At 61.3% G+C, this 22,173-nt stretch carries 24 protein-coding genes and 1 pseudogene; 10 read left to right on the forward strand and 15 right to left on the reverse strand.

Annotated features, from left to right (window positions below; translation table 11 throughout):
- Window positions 1-61 precede the first annotated feature (61 nt).
- Window positions 62-778, forward strand: coding sequence for a helix-turn-helix transcriptional regulator (locus tag IB266_RS22420; protein WP_192262497.1), 717 nt, complete (start codon window positions 62-64; stop codon window positions 776-778).
- A 3-nt stretch (window positions 779-781) separates the two neighbouring features.
- Here IB266_RS22420 and IB266_RS22425 read toward each other — a convergent pair whose 3' ends face one another.
- On the reverse strand, window positions 782-1,012 hold the full coding sequence (locus IB266_RS22425; RefSeq protein ID WP_060740052.1) for a hypothetical protein: 231 nt from the start codon (window positions 1,010-1,012) through the stop codon (window positions 782-784).
- Between the two features lie 136 nt (window positions 1,013-1,148).
- On the opposite strand from IB266_RS22425, the gene IB266_RS22430 reads away from it, so the two are divergent.
- On the forward strand, window positions 1,149-1,775 hold the full coding sequence (locus IB266_RS22430) for an acyl-homoserine-lactone synthase (RefSeq protein WP_060740053.1): 627 nt from the start codon (window positions 1,149-1,151) through the stop codon (window positions 1,773-1,775).
- Between the two features lie 266 nt (window positions 1,776-2,041).
- Here IB266_RS22430 and IB266_RS22435 read toward each other — a convergent pair whose 3' ends face one another.
- From IB266_RS22435 to IB266_RS22460, 6 genes are all read right to left on the reverse strand, one after another.
- Window positions 2,042-2,782 (reverse strand): hypothetical protein, encoded by a 741-nt coding sequence (locus tag IB266_RS22435; protein ID WP_192262498.1) that lies wholly within the window; start codon window positions 2,780-2,782, stop codon window positions 2,042-2,044.
- 55 nt (window positions 2,783-2,837) lie between these two features.
- On the reverse strand, window positions 2,838-3,218 hold the full coding sequence (locus IB266_RS22440; protein WP_014340863.1) for a RidA family protein: 381 nt from the start codon (window positions 3,216-3,218) through the stop codon (window positions 2,838-2,840).
- Between the two features lie 36 nt (window positions 3,219-3,254).
- Window positions 3,255-5,360 carry a bifunctional GTP diphosphokinase/guanosine-3',5'-bis pyrophosphate 3'-pyrophosphohydrolase gene (gene spoT / locus IB266_RS22445; RefSeq protein ID WP_053126562.1) on the reverse strand — a complete coding sequence of 702 codons (2,106 nt, stop codon included), beginning with the start codon at window positions 5,358-5,360 and terminating at the stop codon, window positions 3,255-3,257.
- 60 nt (window positions 5,361-5,420) lie between these two features.
- Complete coding sequence (gene rpoZ / locus IB266_RS22450) at window positions 5,421-5,684, reverse strand: DNA-directed RNA polymerase subunit omega (protein ID WP_003177259.1); 264 nt, start codon at window positions 5,682-5,684, stop codon at window positions 5,421-5,423.
- 167 nt (window positions 5,685-5,851) lie between these two features.
- Window positions 5,852-6,472 (reverse strand): guanylate kinase, encoded by a 621-nt coding sequence (gene gmk / locus IB266_RS22455; protein ID WP_053126561.1) that lies wholly within the window; start codon window positions 6,470-6,472, stop codon window positions 5,852-5,854.
- Between the two features lie 12 nt (window positions 6,473-6,484).
- Window positions 6,485-7,348 (reverse strand): YicC/YloC family endoribonuclease, encoded by an 864-nt coding sequence (locus tag IB266_RS22460; protein ID WP_060740055.1) that lies wholly within the window; start codon window positions 7,346-7,348, stop codon window positions 6,485-6,487.
- 275 nt (window positions 7,349-7,623) lie between these two features.
- Here IB266_RS22460 and rph point away from each other — a divergent pair, with 275 nt between their 5' ends.
- Both rph and IB266_RS22470 read left to right on the forward strand, forming a co-directional pair.
- The gene (gene rph, locus IB266_RS22465; RefSeq protein WP_060740056.1) at window positions 7,624-8,346 is read left to right on the forward strand and encodes a ribonuclease PH; all 723 of its coding nucleotides are present in this window, start codon (window positions 7,624-7,626) and stop codon (window positions 8,344-8,346) included.
- Window positions 8,347-8,380: 34 nt separating this feature from the next.
- Window positions 8,381-8,749 carry a DUF4870 domain-containing protein gene (locus tag IB266_RS22470; protein WP_060740057.1) on the forward strand — a complete coding sequence of 123 codons (369 nt, stop codon included), beginning with the start codon at window positions 8,381-8,383 and terminating at the stop codon, window positions 8,747-8,749.
- A gap of 176 nt (window positions 8,750-8,925) precedes the next feature.
- On the opposite strand, the gene IB266_RS22475 is transcribed toward IB266_RS22470, so the two are convergent.
- Window positions 8,926-9,705, reverse strand: a complete 780-nt coding sequence (locus IB266_RS22475) for an exodeoxyribonuclease III (RefSeq protein WP_013694557.1) — start codon at window positions 9,703-9,705, stop codon at window positions 8,926-8,928.
- A gap of 82 nt (window positions 9,706-9,787) precedes the next feature.
- Here IB266_RS22475 and pyrE point away from each other — a divergent pair, with 82 nt between their 5' ends.
- Window positions 9,788-10,432, forward strand: a complete 645-nt coding sequence (gene pyrE / locus IB266_RS22480; RefSeq protein ID WP_072406083.1) for an orotate phosphoribosyltransferase — start codon at window positions 9,788-9,790, stop codon at window positions 10,430-10,432.
- 171 nt (window positions 10,433-10,603) lie between these two features.
- Here the strand turns inward: pyrE and argB are convergent, their stop codons facing one another.
- The 4 genes and pseudogenes from argB to coaBC form a co-directional block, all read right to left on the reverse strand.
- The gene (gene argB / locus IB266_RS22485; protein ID WP_025216133.1) at window positions 10,604-11,509 is read right to left on the reverse strand and encodes an acetylglutamate kinase; all 906 of its coding nucleotides are present in this window, start codon (window positions 11,507-11,509) and stop codon (window positions 10,604-10,606) included.
- Window positions 11,510-11,536: 27 nt separating this feature from the next.
- A pseudogene (locus tag IB266_RS22490) lies at window positions 11,537-12,940 on the reverse strand (phosphomannomutase/phosphoglucomutase); the annotation flags it as partial.
- A gap of 252 nt (window positions 12,941-13,192) precedes the next feature.
- Window positions 13,193-13,648: a dUTP diphosphatase gene (dut, locus tag IB266_RS22495; protein ID WP_053126549.1), complete on the reverse strand. Its 456-nt coding sequence runs from the start codon at window positions 13,646-13,648 to the stop codon at window positions 13,193-13,195.
- Between the two features lie 5 nt (window positions 13,649-13,653).
- Entirely contained in the window at window positions 13,654-14,862 is a 1,209-nt protein-coding gene (coaBC, locus tag IB266_RS22500) for a bifunctional phosphopantothenoylcysteine decarboxylase/phosphopantothenate--cysteine ligase CoaBC (protein WP_192262500.1), read from the reverse strand.
- Between the two features lie 144 nt (window positions 14,863-15,006).
- Between coaBC and radC the strand changes: the two genes are divergently transcribed.
- Entirely contained in the window at window positions 15,007-15,681 is a 675-nt protein-coding gene (gene radC, locus IB266_RS22505; protein WP_192262501.1) for a RadC family protein, read from the forward strand.
- A 148-nt stretch (window positions 15,682-15,829) separates the two neighbouring features.
- On the opposite strand, the gene IB266_RS22510 is transcribed toward radC, so the two are convergent.
- The gene (locus tag IB266_RS22510) at window positions 15,830-17,416 is read right to left on the reverse strand and encodes an ABC transporter substrate-binding protein (RefSeq protein ID WP_192262502.1); all 1,587 of its coding nucleotides are present in this window, start codon (window positions 17,414-17,416) and stop codon (window positions 15,830-15,832) included.
- Window positions 17,417-17,853: 437 nt separating this feature from the next.
- Here IB266_RS22510 and rpmB point away from each other — a divergent pair, with 437 nt between their 5' ends.
- Both rpmB and rpmG read left to right on the forward strand, forming a co-directional pair.
- Window positions 17,854-18,087, forward strand: a complete 234-nt coding sequence (gene rpmB, locus IB266_RS22515) for a 50S ribosomal protein L28 (protein WP_003177273.1) — start codon at window positions 17,854-17,856, stop codon at window positions 18,085-18,087.
- A gap of 11 nt (window positions 18,088-18,098) precedes the next feature.
- Window positions 18,099-18,254, forward strand: a complete 156-nt coding sequence (rpmG, locus tag IB266_RS22520; RefSeq protein ID WP_003177274.1) for a 50S ribosomal protein L33 — start codon at window positions 18,099-18,101, stop codon at window positions 18,252-18,254.
- A 91-nt stretch (window positions 18,255-18,345) separates the two neighbouring features.
- Here the strand turns inward: rpmG and IB266_RS22525 are convergent, their stop codons facing one another.
- Both IB266_RS22525 and IB266_RS22530 read right to left on the reverse strand, forming a co-directional pair.
- The gene (locus IB266_RS22525) at window positions 18,346-18,564 is read right to left on the reverse strand and encodes a peptidase inhibitor (protein WP_092332842.1); all 219 of its coding nucleotides are present in this window, start codon (window positions 18,562-18,564) and stop codon (window positions 18,346-18,348) included.
- Window positions 18,565-18,733: 169 nt separating this feature from the next.
- The gene (locus tag IB266_RS22530) at window positions 18,734-19,096 is read right to left on the reverse strand and encodes a cupin domain-containing protein (RefSeq protein ID WP_046064464.1); all 363 of its coding nucleotides are present in this window, start codon (window positions 19,094-19,096) and stop codon (window positions 18,734-18,736) included.
- 234 nt (window positions 19,097-19,330) lie between these two features.
- Here IB266_RS22530 and IB266_RS22535 point away from each other — a divergent pair, with 234 nt between their 5' ends.
- The gene (locus IB266_RS22535) at window positions 19,331-20,824 is read left to right on the forward strand and encodes an aldehyde dehydrogenase (RefSeq protein ID WP_060740066.1); all 1,494 of its coding nucleotides are present in this window, start codon (window positions 19,331-19,333) and stop codon (window positions 20,822-20,824) included.
- A 190-nt stretch (window positions 20,825-21,014) separates the two neighbouring features.
- Entirely contained in the window at window positions 21,015-22,157 is a 1,143-nt protein-coding gene (locus tag IB266_RS22540; RefSeq protein WP_192262503.1) for an MFS transporter, read from the forward strand.
- The last annotated feature ends 16 nt before the right edge of the window (window positions 22,158-22,173 follow it).

Here is a 22,173-nt window from a genome sequence, read left to right on the forward strand (position 1 = left end):
GGTTTCCCTCACGTGCTGTCTCAGGATGAGAGCACCGTCGAGCGGTGTCACAAGGAAGGGAATGGCTGTGCTGGCAATGGATGAGCTGATACAACTCAGCGAAACGGAGTGCTTCGAGGATTGGCTGGCAGGGTTGAAGACGCTGACCCGCAAGCTGGGCTACGCGAACTTCCTGTTGGGCCTCAAGCCCGGCCCCGCTGCCATGAACCAGCAGGTGCTGATCCACAGTGACTATCCCGGCGCCTGGCGCAAACGTTACGACGCCCAGGGCTATGTGGCGGTTGACCCGATCGTCCAGCATTGCCTGAACCTGAACCAGCCGTTGCTCTGGAATCGTGAAAATTACCGTCGGCCCTCGGAATCGGCGTTCTTTGAAGAGGCTGCCATGTATGGGCTCCAGCGCGGACTGGCGCTGCCCCTGCATGGCCCACGGGGGGAGGCGGGTATGCTCTGTCTCAAGCACTCCGAACACGGCGCCCGAGCCACCCGTGCCATGATCGAAACCTTGCCCCTGGCGACAATGCTGCGTGACTACGTCATCGAGCGGGTCCTCAAGGCCCAGGCTGAACACCATGCACCGGTGCATGTGACGAAACGGGAGAAAGAGGTGCTGCAATGGAGCGCGGCGGGCAAGACGACTTGGGAGATCGCGATGATCCTCTCTTGTACAACCTCGGCAATCGACTTCCATTTCAAGAACATTCGCCGCAAGTTTCAGGTCAGCTCGCGCCAGATGGCAGTGCTCAAGGCTATCCAGCAGAAATCGATCACGCCTTGAGCGTCACTGTGGACGCTGGGCCAGGTCGCTCTCCTGCAGGCGCCCGCTCAAGTAGAGGCGCAACAGAATGTAAACCGGGGCGGGGACCTGGCTGGTGCATTCGATACGACTGGCGCAGGCCTGGCTGATGCCGAACCTTGACCAGAACTCGGTCTGGCTCTGCTTTTGATCCAGGCGCAGGCTGATGGCTTGGCGCGCAACCTCGCGCACGGTCGAGGTGTTGAGTAGCTTCATCGGGCTGAGTCCTTCAAAAGGCAAAAACTAGCAAATCCGTCCGGCCCGCACTACCTCCCGGATCGGGGAGGGTCTCATTTATTCATTGCGAATATACGCTGTGCGACATATTTCAATCCGCCGGTATATACCCGTCATGTTTATTTCCATTGGCCGTCGCCACAAGATCAATCCTCAAGCGCTGAATAACATGCACAAACTTCGGGCGCGTATCTTCAAGCAAAAGAAGATGTGGGATATACCGCTGATCAATGACATGGAAATCGATGGGTACGATGCACTCGATCCTTATTACATGATTATCAATCGGAGCGCGGAGCAGGCATACGTCTGCGGTTGCTGGCGGATCCTTCCTACCACCGGGCCGAACATGTTGGCGCATACATTTCCCGAACTGCTGCACGGACAACCTGCGCCGTGCTCCGATTCGATCTGGGAGTTGAGCCGGTTTGCCATCGAGATGCCCCATGACAACCGCTTCGGTTTCTCCCAAGGCACTGTCCAGGCGATCCACGCCATTGTGAATTTCGCCCTCGGGTGTGGGGTGAAGCAGTTCGTGACGGTTACCACCGTCGGTGTCGAGAAGATGCTCATCCGTCTGGGATTGGACACCAGCCGCTTCGGCCCGGCCCTGCAGGTTGGCGTGGAACGGGCGGTGGCGTTGCGCATCGAGCTGAATGATCGAACCACGGCCGCGCTGGAGCGAGCGATCGAGGTCTACATATACAGATCCCAACGTCTTGGAGACGCTGCCGATTTTTAGCATCGTCGTTTTGCTGGCGAAGCCGCCGAAGCGCCAAGCCTGATTGAACACGAGGACGTTCAGACCGCCGGTGTCGTGTTCCAGAGCTTCGCAATTGTGAACTCAATTGTGCTGCCAGATGAAACCACTCTCTTCGGTAGGTTTATAGAAGTTGTCCGATACCTTGGAGCGGTCAGGTTTCTTCGAGGCAAAACGGGCGTCGTTCAGCGCTGCTTCACCGCGTTATCGCGAGCAGAGGATTTCGGTCTGAAGGGCTCAGATCCGACTTACTGCTTTTCCAACACCCACTGCCGGTTGCCCGGCGTGAACGACGGCATTTCATCCGCCAGCGCCGCATTCACGGTCTGGAAAATCTCCAGCTTCTTGCCATCACGGGCAAAGATCCAGGTGTTGCCCTGGCCGTTCTGTTGCAGCCAGATGTTGTCGTTGCCGCCGCTCATGGAGGCGCAATCGCCGGCCAGGCACAGGGCGTAACGGTCGGCGCCCGGCAGGCCGCTGACCTGGCCGTCGGGCTGGAATTGCACGGTGGCGCCCTGGCCGGGGCCGCTGGCGATGTTCCAGGTGCCTCCTAGGTAGGCGGCATACAGCGCGCGTTCGAAACTGGCGCCGATGGGTGCGCCTTCCGGTACCTGGACTTGCGCGCGGTCGAACACCTGCTGCGGCTCGTTCTCGGTGGCGGCCTGGCTCAATTGATTGCCGTCGCGCTTGAGTTCGCTGGCGGAGCTGCCGTAGAAATCGACTTTCCAGGCGCCGTCTTCTTCGCCCAGCAGTTTGCCTTCGACGTTTTCAAAACCATTGGTGTAGCGCGCCTGGCCGGCCCGGGTATTGACGTCCCATTCCAGGTTCGGGCCATAGCCTTGCAGCGCTTCGCGCAGCGGGCCGCCCTTGGCGGCAGCGTCGATGGCCGCCTGATTGATCCAGGTGCCGCTGATGTCACGGTCGGCAGGGTCGCTGGCGCAACCGCCCAGAAAAAGGGCGAGCAGCGAGAAAGCAAGCGCTTTGCGCATGGTGGAATCCTTTCAAGACGAAAACGGCGCAGCGGGGGAGGCTGCGCCGACCTTATTACTCGATGACCAGGATGGCATCCATTTCAACCTGCGCGCCCTTTGGCAGAGCGGCCACGCCAATGGCGGCGCGGGCAGGGTAAGGCTGGTCGAAGTACTTGCCCATGATCTCGTTGACCTTGGCGAAGTGGCTCAGGTCGGTGAGGAAGATGTTCAGCTTGACGATGTCCTTGAAGGAACCACCGGCGGCCTCGGCCACGGCCTTGAGGTTTTCGAACACCTGCACGGTCTGGGCTTCGAAGCCTTCCACCAGCTCCATGGTCTTCGGGTCCAGCGGGATCTGGCCCGACATGTACACGGTGTTGCCGGCCTTGATCGCCTGGGAGTAGGTGCCGATGGCGGCTGGGGCCTTGTCGCTGGTGATAACGGTCTTGGTCATTGATGACTCCTTGTAAGGAATAGGGCTATTGAGGCGCTATGCGCGCATGCGGGTGATGCGGATAACGCCGGTCAGGGCGCGCAGTTTCTTGATCACGCGGGCCAGGTGCACACGGTCGTGCACGCTGACCACCAATTGGACGACGCTGATGCGGCCATCGCGCTCGTCCATGCTGATTTTTTCGATATTGCCGTCGGCGGCGTTGACGCTGCTGGCCAGCAGCGCGATCAGGCCGCGCTGGTGCTCCAGCTCGACCCGCAGCTCGACGTTGAATTCGCCGGTGACATCCTTGGCCCAGGAGAGCTGGATGCATTTTTCCGGGTTATGGCGGATTTCGCTGATGTTGCGGCAGTTGTCCAGGTGCACCACCATCCCCTTGCCAGCGGACAGGTGGCCGACAATCGGGTCGCCCGGGATCGGCGTGCAACACTTGGCATAGCTGAGCACCAGGCCTTCGGTGCCGCGAATCGCCAGCGGGCCTTCGGGGCTTGGCAGTTGTTCGCCTTCGCCGAGCAGGCGGCGGGCGACGACATAGGCCATGCGATTGCCCAGGCCGATGTCTTCGAGCAGGTCTTCGATCAATTCGAGGCGGTATTCGTGGAGCATCACCTGCACGCGCTCGCCCGGGATCTTGTCCAGGGAGCTGTCGAAACCGTTCAAAACCTTGTTCAGCAGGCGTTCGCCGAGGCTGATGGATTCGGAGCGGCGTTGCAGTTTCAACGCATGCCGGATGTGCGTACGGGCCTTACCGGTGACCACGAAGTTGAGCCATGCCGGGTTGGGCCGTGCGCCGGGGGCACTGACGATTTCCACCGTGGAGCCGCTTTGCAGCGGCTCGGACAACGGTGCCAGGCGCCGATTGATGCGACAGGCGATGCAGCTGTTGCCAACGTCGGTGTGCACCGCATAGGCAAAGTCCACGGCCGTGGAGCCTTTGGGCAGCTCCATGATCCGGCCTTTGGGCGTGAAGACATAGACCTCGTCCGGGAACAGGTCGATCTTCACGCTCTCGATGAATTCCAGGGAATTGCCGGCGCGCTGCTGCATTTCCAGCACACCCTTGACCCACTGCCGGGCACGGGCGTGGGTGCTCTTGGGTTGTTCGTCACCGCTGGATTTGTAGAGCCAATGGGCGGCAATGCCGTTGTTGGCCATCTCTTCCATTTCACGGGTGCGGATCTGGATTTCGATCGGGACGCCGTGCATGCCGAACAACGTGGTGTGCAGCGACTGGTAGCCGTTGGCCTTGGGGATCGCGATGTAATCCTTGAAGCGCCCCGGCAACGGTTTGTACAAATTATGTACAGCACCCAGCACGCGATAGCAGGTGTCGACCTTGTCGACGATGATCCGGAACGCATAGACGTCCATGATCTCGTTGAAGGCCCGCCGCTTGCCGCGCATTTTCTTGTAGATGCCGTAGAGGTGTTTCTGGCGCCCGCTGACTTCGCCTTCGATGCCGTCGATGGCCAGGCAGTGGCTCAGGGACTCTTCGATCTTGTTGACGATTTCCTTGCGGTTGCCCCGGGCGCGCTTGACGGCCTGGTTGATCCGCGCCGAACGCATCGGGTGCATGGCCTTGAAGCCGAGGTCTTCGAACTCGATGCGGATCGCGTGCATGCCCAGGCGATTGGCGATGGGGGCGTAGATTTCCAGGGTTTCCTTGGCGATGCGCCGGCGTTTTTCGCCGGACAGCACTTCCAGGGTGCGCATGTTGTGCAGGCGGTCGGCGAGCTTGACCAGGATCACGCGGATGTCGCGCGCCATGGCCATGGCCATTTTCTGGAAGTTCTCGGCCTGGGCCTCGGCCTTGGTCTCGAAGTTCATCTGGGTCAGTTTGCTGACCCCGTCGACCAGTTCGGCCACGGTTTCGCCGAACTGCGCTTGCAGCGCTTCCTTGGCAATGCCGGTGTCTTCGATCACGTCATGCAGCATCGCCGCCATCAGGCTCTGATGGTCCATGTGCATGTCGGCAAGAATATTCGCCACGGCAAGCGGGTGCGTGACGTACGCCTCGCCGCTGCGGCGGCGTTGGCCGTCGTGGGCTTGTTCGGCGTAGAAATAGGCTCGGCGGACCAGGTTGACCTGGTCCGTGCCGAGGTAGGCCGATAAGCGATCGGCGAGGGCGTCTATGCTCGGCATGATGATGACTCCTGCCGTTTGCTGTGACCCCGCGCCGTGCTACGTCGACCAGGCATAGGCTTAGACCGCCTCGTTGGACTCGTCCTCGAACGCTGCGAACAGCGGTTCGTCTTCGACGATTTCAGCGTTGGCGATGAACTCGTAGCTCATCAGGCCCTCGGCGATTTCACGCAGCGCTACCACGGTAGGCTTGTCGTTTTCCCACTGGACCAATGGCTCTTTGCCGCCGGTGGCCAGTTGACGGGCACGCTTGGTAGAGAGCATGACCAGCTCAAAGCGGTTTTCCACGTGTTCTAGGCAGTCTTCAACGGTTACGCGGGCCATGGTATTCCTCGGAGCGAATGCAATATGCGCGCTGCCCGGTTGGGCGAGCGGACTCGACAGTTTAAAAAAACACCAGCGTTTAGGGAAGCGCTGATTTTTTAACCAAACCCCTCGGCGCGCTGCGAGTACCAATGTAAAGCCGTCGCAGCGGTTTTGGGAAGGGCTGTTCAGCCCAACAGTTCGGCCAATAATTTACCGAAACGTTGCTGCTGGCGTTTCTGCTGCAGCTGGCTGGCGCGGAAAATCGCCTTCAGATCGTCCAGCGCGTGGGCGAAATCGTCGTTGATGATCAGGTAATCGTAGTCGACGTAGTGGCTCATTTCGCTGACCGCTTCACGCATCCGGCCTTCGATGATCTCGTCGCTGTCCTGGCCGCGATTGGTCAGGCGCTGGCGCAACGCCTGCTGGCTCGGCGGCAGGATGAAGATCGAACGGGCCTGGGGCATCAGCTTGCGCACCTGCTCGGCGCCTTGCCAGTCGATTTCCAGGATCAGGTCATGGCCTTCGTCGAGGGTCTGCTGCAGATAGCTTTGCGAGGTGCCGTAGAGGTTGCCGAAGACTTCGGCGCGCTCCAGGAAGTCGCCGTGTTCGGCCATCTTCACGAATTCTTCGCGGTCGACGAAGTGATAGTTCACGCCGTTCACTTCGCCCGGGCGCATGGCACGGGTGGTGTGCGAGACCGAGACGCGGATCTGCGGCTCGGCGTCGATCAGGGCCTTGACCAGGCTGGTCTTGCCGGCGCCCGAGGGCGCGGAAATGATGTAGAGAGTGCCGGTGCTGTGGGTCATGTCGGGTTAGCCTTACTCAATGTTCTGCACTTGTTCGCGCATTTGTTCGATCAACACCTTGAGGTTGACCGCCGCCTGGGTGCTGCGCGGGTCGAAGGCTTTGGAGCCCAGTGTATTGGCTTCGCGGTTGAGCTCCTGCATCAGGAAGTCGAGGCGGCGCCCGGCCGCGCCGCCGGACTTGAGCACCCGGCGAACTTCGATGATGTGAGTGCTCAGGCGATCCAGTTCTTCGGCCACGTCGCTCTTTTGCGCGAGCATGACCATTTCCTGTTCCAGCCGTTGCGGGTCCAGTTCGGCCTTCATGTCGGCGAAGCGGTCGAGGACTTTCTGGCGCTGGGTGGCGAGCATCTGCGGGACCAGCTCACGCAGGGTGCTGACGTCTTCTTCAATGGAGGTCAGGCGCTCGTTGATCAGCCGGGCCAGCTCCGCGCCTTCACGCTCGCGACCGGCCTTGAGTTCTTGCAAGCCTTGGTTGAACAGCGCCAGCGCCTCGGCGTTCAGCGCTTGCGGGTCGCTCGCGTCACCCACCAGCACGCCGGGCCAGGCCAGGACTTCCAGCGGGTTCAGGGCGGCGGGGTTCTTGATCAGGCTGGCGACGGTTTCGGCGGCAGCGACCAGTTGCGCGGCGCGCTCGCGGTCCACTTGCAGGGTCTTGCCGGTATTTTCTTCGGTGAAACGCAGGGTGCATTCCAGTTTGCCCCGGGACAGGCCCTGGCGCAGCGCTTCGCGCACACCGCCTTCCAGGTCGCGGAAGGACTCGGGCAAGCGCAGGTGCGGCTCCAGGTAACGGCTGTTGACCGAGCGCAGTTCCCAGCTCAGCGTGCCTTGGGCGCCGGCTTTTTCGACGCGGGCGAAGGCGGTCATGCTGTGCACCATGGGGGTTCCTCGCAATGCAGGCCGGCACGACGGTGGTCGTGGGCCTGGGATCTGTAGATAAAAGCCCGAGGGCAGCAAAGGCGCAGGATTGTAGCGCAGTGGGACGCAAGCGCCCAAACAGCTCCGGTAACAAAGCGCCGCAGCCCGTCGGCCGGGGCTTTGAGGGCCCCCACCCGCGCCCGCTTTTTAGCGCTGCGCGACGTTTTAACTGCCCTCTGACGGTTCACGGCTCTATAATGCCAGGCAGTTTTCCGTCCTCTGTACAGGTGTTCCCTATGAAACGTCCAAGTGGTCGCGCTGCCGATCAGCTTCGCTCGATCCGCATTACCCGCAACTACACCAAACACGCCGAGGGATCTGTACTGGTCGAGTTCGGTGATACCAAGGTCATCTGCACCGTCAGCGTCGAAAATGGCGTGCCACGGTTCCTCAAGGGCCAGGGCCAGGGCTGGCTGACCGCCGAATACGGCATGCTGCCGCGCGCCACCGGTGAGCGGAACCAGCGTGAGGCCAGCCGTGGCAAGCAGGGCGGTCGTACCCTGGAAATCCAACGGCTGATCGGCCGCTCGCTGCGCGCTGCGCTGGACATGTCCAAGCTGGGCGACGTGACGCTGTATGTCGATTGCGACGTGATCCAGGCCGATGGCGGCACCCGTACGGCCTCCATCACCGGGGCCATGGTTGCGCTGGTCGATGCCTTGAAAGTGATCAAGAAGCGCGGCGGCCTCAAGGGCGGCGACCCGCTCAAGCAAATGATCGCCGCTGTGTCCGTGGGCATGTACCAAGGCGAGCCGGTGCTGGACCTGGATTACCTGGAAGACTCCGCCGCCGAGACCGACCTGAACGTGGTCATGACCAGTGCCGGCGGTTTCATCGAAGTCCAGGGTACCGCCGAAGGCGCGCCGTTCCAGCCGGAAGATTTGAACGCTATGCTGGAGTTGGCGAAGAAAGGCATGAACGAGATCTTCGAATTGCAAAAGGCCGCGTTGGCTGACTGATCGATCCCTGCTTCAAGACAACAAGGAGAGCGTCATGAGTGATGAACAAATCCTGCTGCCCCAGCCGAGCAAAGAGGCGCGTCAATGGGCAATGTTTTGTCACCTGTCCGCCTTGTTGGGGATCTGGATTCCGTTTGGCACGTTGATCGGGCCGTTGGTGCTCTGGCAGCTCAAGCGTGAATCCGACCCGTTCATCGATGCCCAGGGCAAGGAAGCGCTGAACTTCCAGATCACCGTGGCGATTGCTTCGGCGATCTGCCTGCTGCTGATGATCGTGGTGATTGGCTTCTTCCTGTTCGGCCTGGTGGCCATCGGTGCACTGGTGCTGACCATCATAGGTGGCGTGAAGGCCAATGAAGGGCAGCCGTATCGGTATCCGTTTACCTGGCGGTTGGTCAAATAACGATCAATCAGGTTCCTTTGTGGGAGCGAGCCTGCTTCCGATGGCGATGTGTCATTCAGCATTGATGTTGGCTGATCCACCGTCATCGCGAGCAAGCTCGCTCCCACAGTTGATTTTCAGTGGCCACAAAAAAACCGACATCTCTGTCGGTTTTTTTGTGGCTGCGCAAACGACATTCAGATCGTCAGCGTCCAGTCGTAATCCACGATCAGCGGCGCATGCTGCGAGAACCGTGGCTGGCGCGGCAAGCGGGCGCTGCGTACGAAGCGGCGCAGCCCTGGCGTCAGCAACTGGTAGTCGAAACGCCAACCGAGGTTGAGCATTTCGGCCTGCTCGTTGTCCGGCCACCAGCTGTACTGGTCGCCTTCGCGGCTGACTTCACGCAGGGCATCGACATAGCCCATGTTGCCAATGATTTCGTCCATCCAGGCCCGTTCCGGCGCCAGGAAACCAGGAGATTGCTGGCTGTCGCGCCAGTTCTTGATATCCAGCTTCTGTTGCGCCACGTACAGCGAGCCACAATAGATGTACTCGCGACGTTTGCGCCGCTGTTTATCCAGGTAACGGGCGAAGTCGTCCATCAACTTGAATTTCTGATTCAAATCTTCATCGCCGTTCTGCCCCGAAGGGAGCAGTAAGGTCGCGATGCTGACCTTGTCGAAATCGGCTTGCAGGTAGCGCCCGTAGCGGTCCGCCGTCTCGAAACCGAGACCGTTGATGACAGCCTTCGGTTGCAGCCGCGAGTACAAAGCCACGCCACCCTGGGCGGGGACTTCGGCATCGCAGGCATAAAGGAAGTAACCATCCAGTTGGAAGGCTGCATCGTCCAGTTCAAAGGCGGAGGCGCGGGTGTCCTGCAGGCAGATGACGTCGGCATTCTGTGCTTGCAGCCAACTGAGCAAACCACGCTCCACTGCAGCCTGAATACCATTGACGTTCACACTGATGATCCGCATAAATGGCCCCAAAAATCACGTGCGTGTATGATACACGCCGTGTACCTATTTAGCTAAATCCGCGGTATTTGAGGCTTTTTTCATGCAGGCGTATCAGCGCGATTTCATTCGTTTTGCCATCGATCGCGGCGTTTTGCGCTTCGGTGAATTCACCCTCAAGTCCGGGCGCACCAGCCCGTACTTCTTCAATGCGGGCCTGTTCAACAGCGGAACCGCCCTGGCGCAGTTGGGCCGTTTCTATGCGGCGGCCATCGTCGAGAGCGGCATCCCGTTCGACGTATTGTTCGGCCCGGCCTACAAAGGCATCCCCTTGGCCGCCACCACCGCCGTCGCCCTGGCCGAACACCATGACCGCGACCTGCCTTGGTGTTTCAACCGCAAGGAAGCCAAGGCCCACGGCGAAGGCGGCAGTCTGGTCGGCGCGCCGCTGACCGGCGATGTGTTGATCATCGACGACGTGATCACCGCCGGCACCGCCATTCGCGAAGTGATGCAGATCATCGCTTCCCAGGAAGGTGCCAAGGCGGCCGGGGTGCTGATCGCCCTGAACCGTCAGGAGCGTGGCAACGGTGAGTTGTCGGCGATCCAGGAAGTGGAGCGCGATTTCGGTATTCCGGTGATCAGCATCGTGTCGCTGAACCAGGTGCTGGAGTTTTTGGCCGACGACCCGCAGCTCAAGCAGCATTTGCCGGCGGTTGAGGCTTATCGCGCGCAGTTCGGTGTCTAAAAGGCTTGCGCCAAGCCCTGTGGGAGCGAGCTTGCTCGCGATGGCGGCTTATCCTCAGCATTACTATTGACTGACCCACTGCTATCGCGAGCAAGCTCGCTCCCACAGTAGCCAGACAAAAAAAGACCCCGCTCAACCAGGTTGAGCGGGGTCTTTTTTTACCGGTAACGCTTAAGGACGCTTGCGATTGCTGATCAACGTACCCACACCCGTATCGGTGAAGATCTCCAGCAGAATCGCATTCGGCACCCGGCCGTCGATGATCAGCGAGCTGCCGACGCCGCCCTGTACCGCTTCCAGCGCGCAACGGATCTTCGGCAGCATGCCGCCGTAGATGGTGCCATCGGCGATCAGGTCATCTACCTGCTGGGTCGACAACCCGGTCAGGACCTTGCCGGTCTTGTCCATCAGGCCGGCGATGTTGGTCAGCAGCATCAGCTTTTCAGCTTTCAGTGCCTCGGCAACCTTGCCCGCCACCAGGTCGGCGTTGATGTTGTACGACTCACCGTTGGCGCCCACGCCGATTGGCGCGATCACCGGGATGAAGTCGCCCTTGACCAGCAGGTTCAGCAGGTCGGTGTTGATGCCGACCACTTCGCCCACATGACCGATGTCGATGATTTCCGGCTGGGTCATCTCCGGCGTCTGGCGGGTGACGGTGAGTTTCTTCGCCCGGATCAGCTCGGCGTCCTTGCCCGTCAGGCCAATGGCGCTGCCGCCATGGCGGTTGATCAGGTTGACGATGTCCTTGTTGACCTGGCCGCCGAGGACCATTTCCACCACATCCATGGTTTGCGCGTCAGTCACGCGCATGCCGTCGATGAAGTGGCTCTCGATGGACAGGCGCTTGAGCAGGTCGCCGATTTGCGGGCCGCCGCCGTGGACCACCACCGGGTTGATGCCCACGGCCTTCATCAGCACGATGTCGCGGGCGAAGCCGGTTTTCAGCTCCTCGCTTTCCATCGCGTTGCCGCCGTATTTGATCACCAGGGTCTTGCCGACGTAGCGTCGGATGTAAGGCAACGCTTCGGACAGGACCTTGGCGGTGTTGGCGGCGGCTTCGCGTTCGAGGGTCATTCAGGGCTCCGGTAGTGCTTCAAAAAATCAAAACGGTAGTTGGAGATCAGGTGCAACACGTTTGAGTTGGGCGTGGAACACGTCCTTGATGCGCTGCAGTTCGGCTTCGTTGTCGGCCTCGAAACGCAGCACCAGCACCGGGGTGGTGTTGGATGCGCGGACCAGGCCCCAGCCTTGTGGGTAGTCGACCCGTACACCGTCGATGGTGGTCAGTTCGGCGCCTTCGCCCCACTGGGCGTCGTGCAGTGCATCAATGATGCTGAATTTGCTCTCTTCGGTCACATGGATATTGATTTCCGGCGTAGAAATATCGTTCGGGAAGGTCGCGAACAGTTCTTCGGCCGTGGATTTTTCCTTGCTGAGGATCTCCAGCAGGCGCGCGGCGCTGTAGATACCGTCGTCGAAACCGAACCAGCGCTCCTTGAAGAAGATGTGGCCGCTCATTTCACCGGCCAGCAGGGCGCCGCTCTGTTTCATTTTTTTCTTGATCAACGAATGACCGGTTTTCCACATCAGCGGGCGGCCGCCATATTCCTTGATCAGCGGGACCAGGCGACGGGTGCATTTAACGTCGAAGATGATTTCGGCATTCGGATTGCGCGCCACCACGTCGCGAGCGAACAGCATCAGCAGGCGGTCAGGGAACACCACGCTGCCGGTATTGGTCACCACGCCGACGCGGTCGCCGTCGCCGTCGAAGGCCAGGCCCAGGTCGGCGTTGGTTTCCTTGACCTTGGCGATCAGGTCTTGCAGGTTTTCCAGTTTGCCCGGGTCCGGGTGGTGGTTAGGGAAGTTGCCGTCCACGTCGCAGAACAGCGGGATGACTTCGCAGTTCAGGGCTTCGATCAGTTGCGGAGCGATCACGCCGGCCGCGCCGTTGCCGCAGTCGACCACCACTTTCAGGCGTCGGGCGAGCTTCACGTCCTTGACGATCTCGTCGTTGTAGCGCTCGAGGATGTCGACCTTGGTCACGCTGCCCTGGCCGCTGCTCAGGTCGTTGGTCTTGAGGCGGGTGTGCAGGGCCTGGATCTGCTCGTTGGCGAGGGTGTCGCCGGCGATGACGATCTTGAAGCCGTTGTAGTTCGACGGGTTGTGGCTGCCGGTGAGCATGACCCCGGACTTGCCGGCCAGCACGTTGGCGGCGTAGTACAGCGCAGGCGTGGGCACCAGGCCCACGTCGCTGACGTGGCAGCCGCTGTCGGCAACGCCTTTGATCAATTGTTCGACCAGCTCGGGGCCCGACAAGCGGCCGTCGCGGCCGACGCACACGTTCGGTTCACCCTGGGCCAGGCTCTGGGAGCCAATGGCGCGGCCGATCCAGTAGGCGGTTTCGGCGGTGAGGGTTTCCGGTACCACGCCACGGATGTCGTAGGCGCGGAAGATGCTATCAGGGAAGATCGGGGCGATTGCGGCTGGGGTGTTCATGGGCGGGGCGCTCTATCAGGAAAGTGACTGGACAGGCCGACACGGGGCGTCGGCAGGCTCAAGCTGAAGGGTATGACGGCGTTTTTGACAGAGAGTTCGTGGTGGGAAATTGCCATGAGACAGCGTTACCCCGGCCTCGCTCGCCTAATACATTGATTCCGGATGGGAAACCTAGCAGAAAGCCATTGCGCATTTTTTGTCCTGAAACAGAAGCTTAACAAACGGGCCGGGCAGGACGCCCGGCCCGGAACCGCACGGTCAATGGCTGCCGGAGTGCCCGAAACCACCGGCGCCGCGCTGGCTCTCGTCGAATTCCTCGACCAGTTCGAAGTGGGCCTGGACCACCGGCACCAGCACCAACTGCGCGATGCGCTCGCCCACGGCAATGTTGAAAGCCGTTTGGCCGCGGTTCCAGCACGACACCATCAGTTCGCCCTGGTAGTCGGAATCGATCAGGCCCACCAGGTTGCCCAGCACGATGCCGTGCTTGTGGCCCAGGCCCGAGCGCGGCAGGATCAGCGCGGCCAGGCCCGGGTCGCCGATGTACACCGACAGGCCGGTAGGAATCAGCAGGGTCTGGCCTGGTTCCAGGATCGTGTCCTGCTTGAGCATCGCCCGCAGGTCGAGGCCGGCGGAGCCCGGTGTGGCGTATTGCGGCAGCGGGAATTCGCTACCAATGCGTGGATCGAGAATCTTGGCTTGTAAGGCGTGCATGAAAATTAAACCTGGTTCAGACGTTCGGCGATAAAAGTGATCAGCTGGCGGGCAATCTTGCTCTTGCTGGTCTGGGCGAAAAGCGTGGCGTGCAACTGGCGGTCGATCACGCTGCAGGCGTTTTCTTCGCTGTTGAAGCCGATGCTCGGATTGGCGACATCGTTGGCGACGATCAAGTCGAGGTTCTTGTCCTTGAGCTTGCGGGCGGCGTAATCGAGCAGGTGTTCGGTCTCGGCGGCGAAGCCGACACTGAACGGACGGTCGGGGCGGGTGGCGATGCTGGCCAGGATGTCCGGGTTGCGCACCATTTGTAGTAGCAGGCCGTCGCCGCTTGTAGGGTCTTTCTTCAATTTTTGCGGGGCTACGACTTCGGGGCGGTAGTCCGCTACCGCAGCCGAGGCGATGAACAGGTCGCAGGGGATGGCCGCTTCACAGGCCGCGAGCATGTCCCGGGCACTGACCACGTCGATGCGCGTGACCCGGTCCGGGGTTGGCAGGTGCACGGGGCCGGTGATCAGCGTCACCCGGGCGCCGGCTTCCACGGCGGCTTCGGCCAGGGCGAAGCCCATTTTTCCGGAGCTGTGGTTGGTGATGTAGCGCACCGGGTCGATGTTTTCCTGGGTCGGCCCGGCGGTGATCAGCACGTGCTTGCCGGTCAGGGCCTGGCGCTGGAAGCAGTCGGCGGCGCACTGGGCCAGGTCCGTGGCTTCGAGCATGCGCCCCATGCCGACATCGCCGCAGGCCTGGCCGCCGGAGGCCGGGCCGAAGACTTTCAGGGCGCGGCTTTCCAGCAATTGCAGGTTGGCCTGGGTGGCCGGGTCGCGCCACATGGCCTGGTTCATGGCGGGTGCGACGGCGACCACGGCGTCGGTGGCGAGCACCAGGGTGGTCAACAGGTCGTCGGCGATGCCTTGGGCCAGGCGGGCGATCAGGTCGGCCGTGGCCGGGGCGATCAGCACCAGGTCGGCCCACTTGGCCAGTTCGATATGGCCCATGGCGGCTTCGGCCGCCGGGTCGAGCAAGTCCAGATGGACCGGGTGCCCCGACAAGGCTTGCATGGTCAGTGGGGTAATGAACTCGCTGCCGCCACGGGTCATGACGACCCGTACTTCCGCGCCCTGGTCGATGAGTCGGCGAACCAGCTCGGCGCTCTTGTAGGCGGCAATGCCGCCGCCGACGCCCAGAACGATGCGTTTCCGATACAGCCGCTGCATAGGCCTGCCTTTCGATTTCAGTGGTCAGTGCAAGGCGAACCCCTTGGCAGCAGCTGCCAGGGTGCAAATCGCCTGCAAAAAAGATGGGCTACGATATCACAGCGACCGCTACGGAACAGCGGCGCCCACAATCAGGGAGATGCCATGAGTATTCGCGATTGGCCTGTGGCCGAGCGGCCGCGGGAGAGGTTATTGGCGCTGGGGGCGGGGAGTCTTTCGGACGCCGAGCTGCTGGCGATTTTTTTACGAACCGGCGTGTCCGGCAAAAGCGCGGTGGATCTGGCGCGACAACTGTTGATTCAATTTGGCAGCCTGCGCGCGCTGCTTGAAGCGGATCAGATCACATTCAGTAACCACATGGGGCTCGGGCCGGCGAAGTTTGCCCAACTGCAGGCGGCTCAGGAAATGAGTCGGCGGCATTTGGCTGAACGGGCGCGGGAAAAGACCATGCTGGAAAGCCCGTTCGCGGTTCGTGAATACCTCAAGTCCATGCTGCGTCACGAACCCCACGAAGTGTTCGGTTGCCTGTTTCTCAACTCCAAGCACCAGGTGCTGACCTTCGAGGCGCTGTTTCGCGGTTCTATCGACAGCGCCAGTGTCCATCCCCGGCAGGTGGTCAAGCGCGCGCTGGCCCACAACGCCGCTGCGTTGATCCTGTGCCACAACCACCCCTCCGGCAACACCGAGCCCAGCCAGGCCGACCGGGTGCTCACCGAGCGGCTCCAGGAGGCCCTGGAACTGATCGACGTGCGGGTGCTCGACCACTTCATTGTTGGCGATGGGGAGCCGCTGTCGATGGCGGAGTATGGGTGGATGTAGCCAGGGTCATGCTTGAATAATCCCTTGTGGGAGTAAAGCTTGCTCGCGATGACGTCGACACAGACAACACTTCTGTTGGCTGTAAAACCGCTATCGCGAGCAAGCTTTGCTCCCACAGGCCTCCACAGGAGGGCGCTGTGGGCCGGGGTTACTTGAGGCTGACCTTGGAGTAATCCTGCCGTCCAAACGGGCTCACCGCATAACCCTGCACATCCTTGCGGGTCAGTGCGAAGGCGGTGGGGTGCGCCAGGGGCAGCCACAGGGCCTGCTGCTGGATCTGGGCCTGGGCCTGCTCGTAGAGCTTGGCACGCACGCCTTGTTCGCCGGTGGTCTTGCCGGCGCTGATCAGTTTGTCCAGGTCCGGGTTGCAGTAGCGGGCGAAGTTGGTGCCAGACTTGAGCGCCGCGCAGGAAAACTGCGGGGTGAGGAAGTTGTCCGGATCGCCGTTGTCGCCGGCCCAGCCCATGAACAGCAGGTCATGTTCGCCGGCCTTGGCGCGGCGGATCAGTTCGCCCCATTCGATCACGCGGATTTCCGCCTGGATGCCGATCTGCGCCAGGTCGGATTGCAGCAGCTGGGCGCCAACGCTGGGGTTGGGGTTCAGCAGGCTGCCGGAAGGGCGGGTCCAGATGGTGGTCTGGAAGCCTTCCTTCAAGCCGGCCTTGGCCAGCAGGTCGCGGGCCTTCGCTGGGTCGTGGGTGTAGCCGGGCAGACTTTTGGCGTAGCTCCAGGTGTTGGGCGGGTAGGGGCCGTTGGCGGCTTCTGCGGTGCCTTCGAAGACGGTCTTGAGGTAGCTGGCCTTGTCGAAGGCCAGGTTGATGGCTTGTCGCACCTCAGGCTTGTCCAGTGGCGGATGCTGGCTGTTGATCGCCACGAACGCGGTCATGAAGGCGTCGGTCTGGGCCACGCTCAGGGTCGATTCCTGCCGGGCGGCCTGCACGTCCAGCGGCTTGGGCGACAAGGCGATCTGGCATTCGTTGCGGCGCAGTTTCTGCAGGCGCACATTGGCATCCGGCGTGATAGCGAAGACCAGCGGGTCCACTTTGGGCTTGCCGCCGAAATAGGCGTCGTTGGCCTTGTAGCGGATCGAGGCGTCCTTTTGGAACCGGTTGAAGATGAACGGGCCGGTGCCGATCGGCTGGTTGTTGAGTTTTTCCGGCGTGCCGGCCTGCATCAGCTGATCGGCGTATTCGGCCGAATAGATGGAGGCAAAGCCCATGCTCAACGTTGCCAGGAAGGTCGAATCGGCGTGATCGAGGGTGAAACGCACGGTCAGCGGGTCCAGGGCGTCGATTTTCTTGATCAGCGCCGGCAATTGCATGGACTGGGCGTGGGGGAAGCCGCTTTGCGCAACCTTGTGCCACGGGTTCGCCGGGTCGAGCATGCGCTCGAAGCTGAACTTCACGTCCTCGGCGGTCAGGTCGCGGCGCGGCGTGAAGTACTCGGTGTGATGGAACTTGACCTGTGGCCGCAGCTTGAACACGTAGGTCAGGCCATCGGTAGAGATTTCCCAGCGCTCGGCCAGGCTGGGGACCACTTTGCCGCTGGCGGTATCGAAATCCACCAGGCGGTTCATCAGCACGTCGGCGGAGGCGTTGGTGGTGGTCAGGGAGTTGTACTGGACGACATCGAACCCTTCCGGGCTGGCTTCGGTGCAGACGCTCAGGGCGGCGGCCCAGGCCTGCGGGGTGATCAGCAGAGGGGCGAGCAACAACGGTAGGGCAGCGAGGCGCATGGTCGGTTTCCTGTGCAAGTCGAAGGCCCATCTGCGAGTGCAGTCTGGAAAAAGCCTACCCTAGTGGGCTCGCTGCCAAATGACTATCCCCTTTTTGCATTTTCCGGCACTCTGCGGCGACGGGATGGGTGGCCAGAACCTGTCGCACGTGAAAAAAACCTGCGTGCAGCGACGAGCGGTCAGGGGCCGTGCCAGCCTCTGCCCCAGCCGTCCGGGGCGGTGAGCCGACGTTTCTCCAGGAAGACAAATCACATCGGCTGTTGTTGCGCTGTGGTCTTTCTGGTATAAAGCAGCGCTCTTTTCTAGGGGCCCGGTTCCTTCACTGTAGGTGTAGCCGGTAAGACCCTTAAAGAAACGCGGCGCCTGGCGCCAAATGACTGAGAGATTAAGCGGCCAACCCATGCCGGGTTGGGCATGTGGTTTTAGAGGGCTGAGGCATGTCGAGAGTCTGTCAAGTTACCGGTAAGGGTCCGGTGACTGGGAATAACATTTCCCACGCAAACAACAAAACCCGTCGTCGTTTCCTGCCGAACCTGCAGCATCACCGCTTCTGGGTTGAAGAAGAGAAACGTTTTGTGCGTCTGCGCGTATCTGCCAAGGGCATGCGTATCATCGACAAGCGTGGCATCAGTGTCGTGCTGGCCGAACTTCGTCGCGATGGCAAGGTTTAAGGGAGCTAATCATGCGTGAATTGATTCGTTTGATCTCGAGCGCCGGTACTGGTCACTTCTACACTACCGACAAGAACAAGCGTACTACCCCGGACAAAATCGAGATCAAGAAATATGATCCGGTTGTTCGCAAGCACGTGATCTACAAGGAAGGCAAAATCAAGTAATTGATTTTTCCCTCTTACGAAAAAGGCCCGTATCGCGAGATACGGGCCTTTTTTGTTGCTCAGGTTTCGTGGTCAGCAGCAACGAGAGGGGTCAACCGCAGTGGATGCTGACAATGATCCTGTTGGCATCGGTGTGCAGGTTGATGCGTCGCGGACGCAGGTCCCAGCTCGAAGGATACTTCGGCCCCGTAGCGCGTACGGGAGCCCCATTGGCCAAGGCACGAACCTCTTCGAGCAGTTCGGGGGTGCATTTTTGGCCGATGGTGTATTGGGCGATGGCCAGGTCGCATTGATCGGGTAAGACGGGCATGTTTGCCTCCTTGCAAATATTGATAGGTCAGGGCGCTCACCCGTCGGGTTGGCCGCACGTCCTGTGCGTAGCCGTCGCGACGATAAAATGTGTGACGCCCGCGAACAGTCTCATCTGCTTCGCGGGTTATTGACCAGCGCTAGAGTGTCAGCTGCTTTTTCAGTCGTGCTCAGGCCTTCTGCTCGAACACCACGTAGATCTTGCGGCAAGGCTCGAGCACTTCCCAGGTGCCCTTGAACCCGGCCGGGATCACGAAGCGGTCGCCGGCCCGCAGGGTCTTGGCGTTGCCATCGTTGTCCCGCAGCACGGAAACGCCCTGGACGATCTCGCAGTATTCATGCTCGGTGTAATTGACCGTCCATTGGCCGACGGCGCCTTCCCATACGCCAGCGTTCATTTGCCCACAGGGGCTGCTGTAGTGGTTGAACACGGTTTGCTCGGGATCGCCCTTGAACACTTTGGCCGGGTCCGGGCGATAACGCTCGGCGGTGGTATTGGCCTGGCTGAAGTCGACGATGTCCTGAATGCTCATGCGGTTGATCCCCAGTGATCGCTTGGAAGGCCTCGAGTCTATGTTTATTAAAACGAACATCGCAAGGCCGTATGCCGCCGTTGTGTCAAATATATTGAAACATGACCGGCCGCTGGTTTAGGGTGGCGGGTGCCCTATGCCGAAAACAGCGCCGAAAACAGGCTGGCCGGGCAGAATTCTTTTGAGCGCTGCGCATTGCGCGGCGTTCGTACTCAATAAGAGGAGGACACACGCATGACCACCCTGACTCGTACCGATTGGGAACAACGCGCCCGCGACCTGAAGATCGAAGGCCGCGCCTTCATCAACGGTGAGTACACCGATGCGGTGTCCGGCGAAACGTTCGATTGCCTCAGCCCGGTCGATGGCCGCCTGCTGGGCAAGATCGCCAGCTGCGACGTGGCCGACGCCCAGCGTGCCGTCGAAAATGCCCGCGCCACCTTCAACTCCGGCGTCTGGTCGCGCCTGGCGCCAAGCAAGCGCAAAACCACCATGATCCGTTTCGCCGGCTTGCTCAAGCAGCATGCCGAGGAACTGGCGCTGCTGGAAACCCTGGACATGGGCAAACCGATCAGCGATTCGCTGAACATCGACGTGCCCGGCGCGGCCCAGGCGTTGAGCTGGAGCGGTGAAGCCATCGACAAGCTCTACGACGAAGTGGCGGCCACCCCGCACGATCAACTGGGCCTGGTGACCCGTGAGCCGGTGGGTGTCGTGGGGGCTATCGTGCCCTGGAACTTCCCGTTGATGATGGCCTGCTGGAAGCTCGGCCCAGCGCTGTCCACTGGTAACTCGGTGGTGCTCAAGCCGTCGGAAAAATCCCCGCTGACCGCCATCCGTATCGCTGCGCTGGCGATCGAGGCCGGCATTCCGAAAGGCGTGCTGAACGTGTTGCCAGGCTACGGCCACACCGTCGGCAAGGCCCTGGCCCTGCATATGGACGTCGATACGCTGGTGTTCACCGGCTCCACCAAGATCGCCAAGCAACTGATGATCTATTCCGGCGAATCCAACATGAAGCGCATCTGGCTGGAAGCCGGCGGCAAGAGCCCGAACATCGTGTTCGCCGATGCCCCGGACCTGCAAGCCGCCGCCGAATCCGCTGCCAGCGCCATCGCCTTCAACCAGGGCGAAGTCTGCACCGCCGGCTCGCGGCTGTTGGTGGAGCGCTCCATCAAGGACACGTTCCTGCCGCTGGTGATCGAAGCCCTCAAGGGCTGGAAGCCGGGCAATCCCCTGGACCCGGCCACCAACGTTGGTGCCCTGGTCGATACCCAGCAGATGAACACTGTGCTGTCCTACATCGAGGCTGGCCATAGCGACGGCGCCAAACTGGTGGCCGGTGGTAAGCGCATCCTTGAGGAAACCGGCGGCACGTACGTCGAACCGACGATTTTCGACGGCGTGAGCAACGCCATGAAAATTGCCCAGGAAGAGATTTTCGGCCCGGTGTTGTCGGTCATCGCCTTCGACACCGCCGAACAGGCCATCGAGATCGCCAACGACACGCCGTATGGCCTGGCCGCAGCGGTATGGACCAAGGATATCTCCAAGGCTCACCTGACCGCCAAGGCCCTGCGTGCCGGCAGCGTATGGGTCAACCAGTACGACGGCGGCGACATGACCGCACCGTTCGGTGGTTTCAAGCAGTCGGGCAACGGTCGCGACAAGTCGCTGCATGCGTTCGACAAATACACCGAGCTGAAGTCGACCTGGATCAAGCTCTGACAGTGACGGCCCCGGATCCTGTCCGGGGTCTCATGCAGCGCTGATTCCCTCTGTGGGAGCGAGCTTGCTCGCGATAGCGGTACGACAGTCGACGACCTTGTTGAATGTTGCGCCGCCATCGCGAGCAAGCTCGCTCCCACAGTGTTTTGGGTGATGGTTGAGATTGATAACTGTCCACAGGAGCGTGGAAATGCGTTGGGCAACCTATTTCGCCGTGCTGGCGTCTGTCCTGAGCGTCGGCCTGGCCCTGGGCGTGAGCATGCCGTTGGTGTCGCTGCGCCTGGAGGGCTGGGGTTATGGCTCGTTCGCCATCGGTGTGATGGCGGCCATGCCGGCCGTGGGGGTGTTGCTCGGGGCGAAGGTGTCGAGCCGGCTGGCGGCGCGGTTCGGCACGGCGGCGTTGATGCGCCTGTGCCTGTGGGGCGGTGCGGTGTCCATCGGGTTACTGGCGCTGCTGCCCAGCTATCCGGTCTGGTTGCTGCTGCGCCTGATGATTGGGGTGGTCCTGACCTTGGTGTTCATTCTGGGGGAGAGCTGGATCAACCAACTGGTCATTGAAAAATGGCGTGGACGGTTGGTGGCGCTGTACGGCAGTAGCTACGCCCTGAGCCAGTTGTCCGGCCCGCTGCTGCTGGGCGCGCTGGGGACCGACCATGACTACGGGTTCTGGGTGGGCGTCGGCCTGCTGTTGGTCGCACCCTTGCTGTTGCTGGGCCGTAGCGGAGCACCGAGCAGCGAGGCCGGCAGTGTTACGTTCGGCGATTTGTGGAGGTTTTGCCGTGGCTTGCCGGCGATTGCCTGGGCGGTCTCGTTGTTCGCTGCGTTCGAGGCGATGATCCTCACGTTGTTGCCGGTGTATTGCCTGCGCCAGGGTTTCACGGCCGACATTGCGCTGGCGATGGTCAGCACCGTGGTGGTCGGTGATGCCTTGCTGCAATTGCCCATCGGCGCCCTGGCCGATCGCCTGTCTCGTCGGTCGTTGTTCACCGGATGCGCGGTGGCGCTGACGTTATCGAGCCTGGCGGTACCCCTGCTGATCGATACGTTGCTGATTTGGCCGCTGTGGGTGCTGTTTGGCGCCAGCGCAGGCGGGTTGTTCACCTTGTCGTTGATCCTGATTGGCGAGCGTTACCGCGACGATGCGCTGGTGCGGGCCAATGCCCATATCGCGCAGTTGTGGGGGATCGGCTGCCTGGTCGGCCCGCTGGTGGCGGGAGCGGGCAGCCAATGGGTCAGCGGACATGCGCTGCCGTTGTTCATGGCGGCCGGGGCATTCGGGTTGGTGATCCTGCTGTTGCGCCAAGGGGCGTTCGGGGCGACCCAAACGGCCTGAGCACACCCAAATCCCT

The organism is Pseudomonas sp. Pdm06, from assembly GCF_014851795.1.
GTDB lineage: Bacteria > Pseudomonadota > Gammaproteobacteria > Pseudomonadales > Pseudomonadaceae > Aquipseudomonas > Aquipseudomonas fluorescens_AA.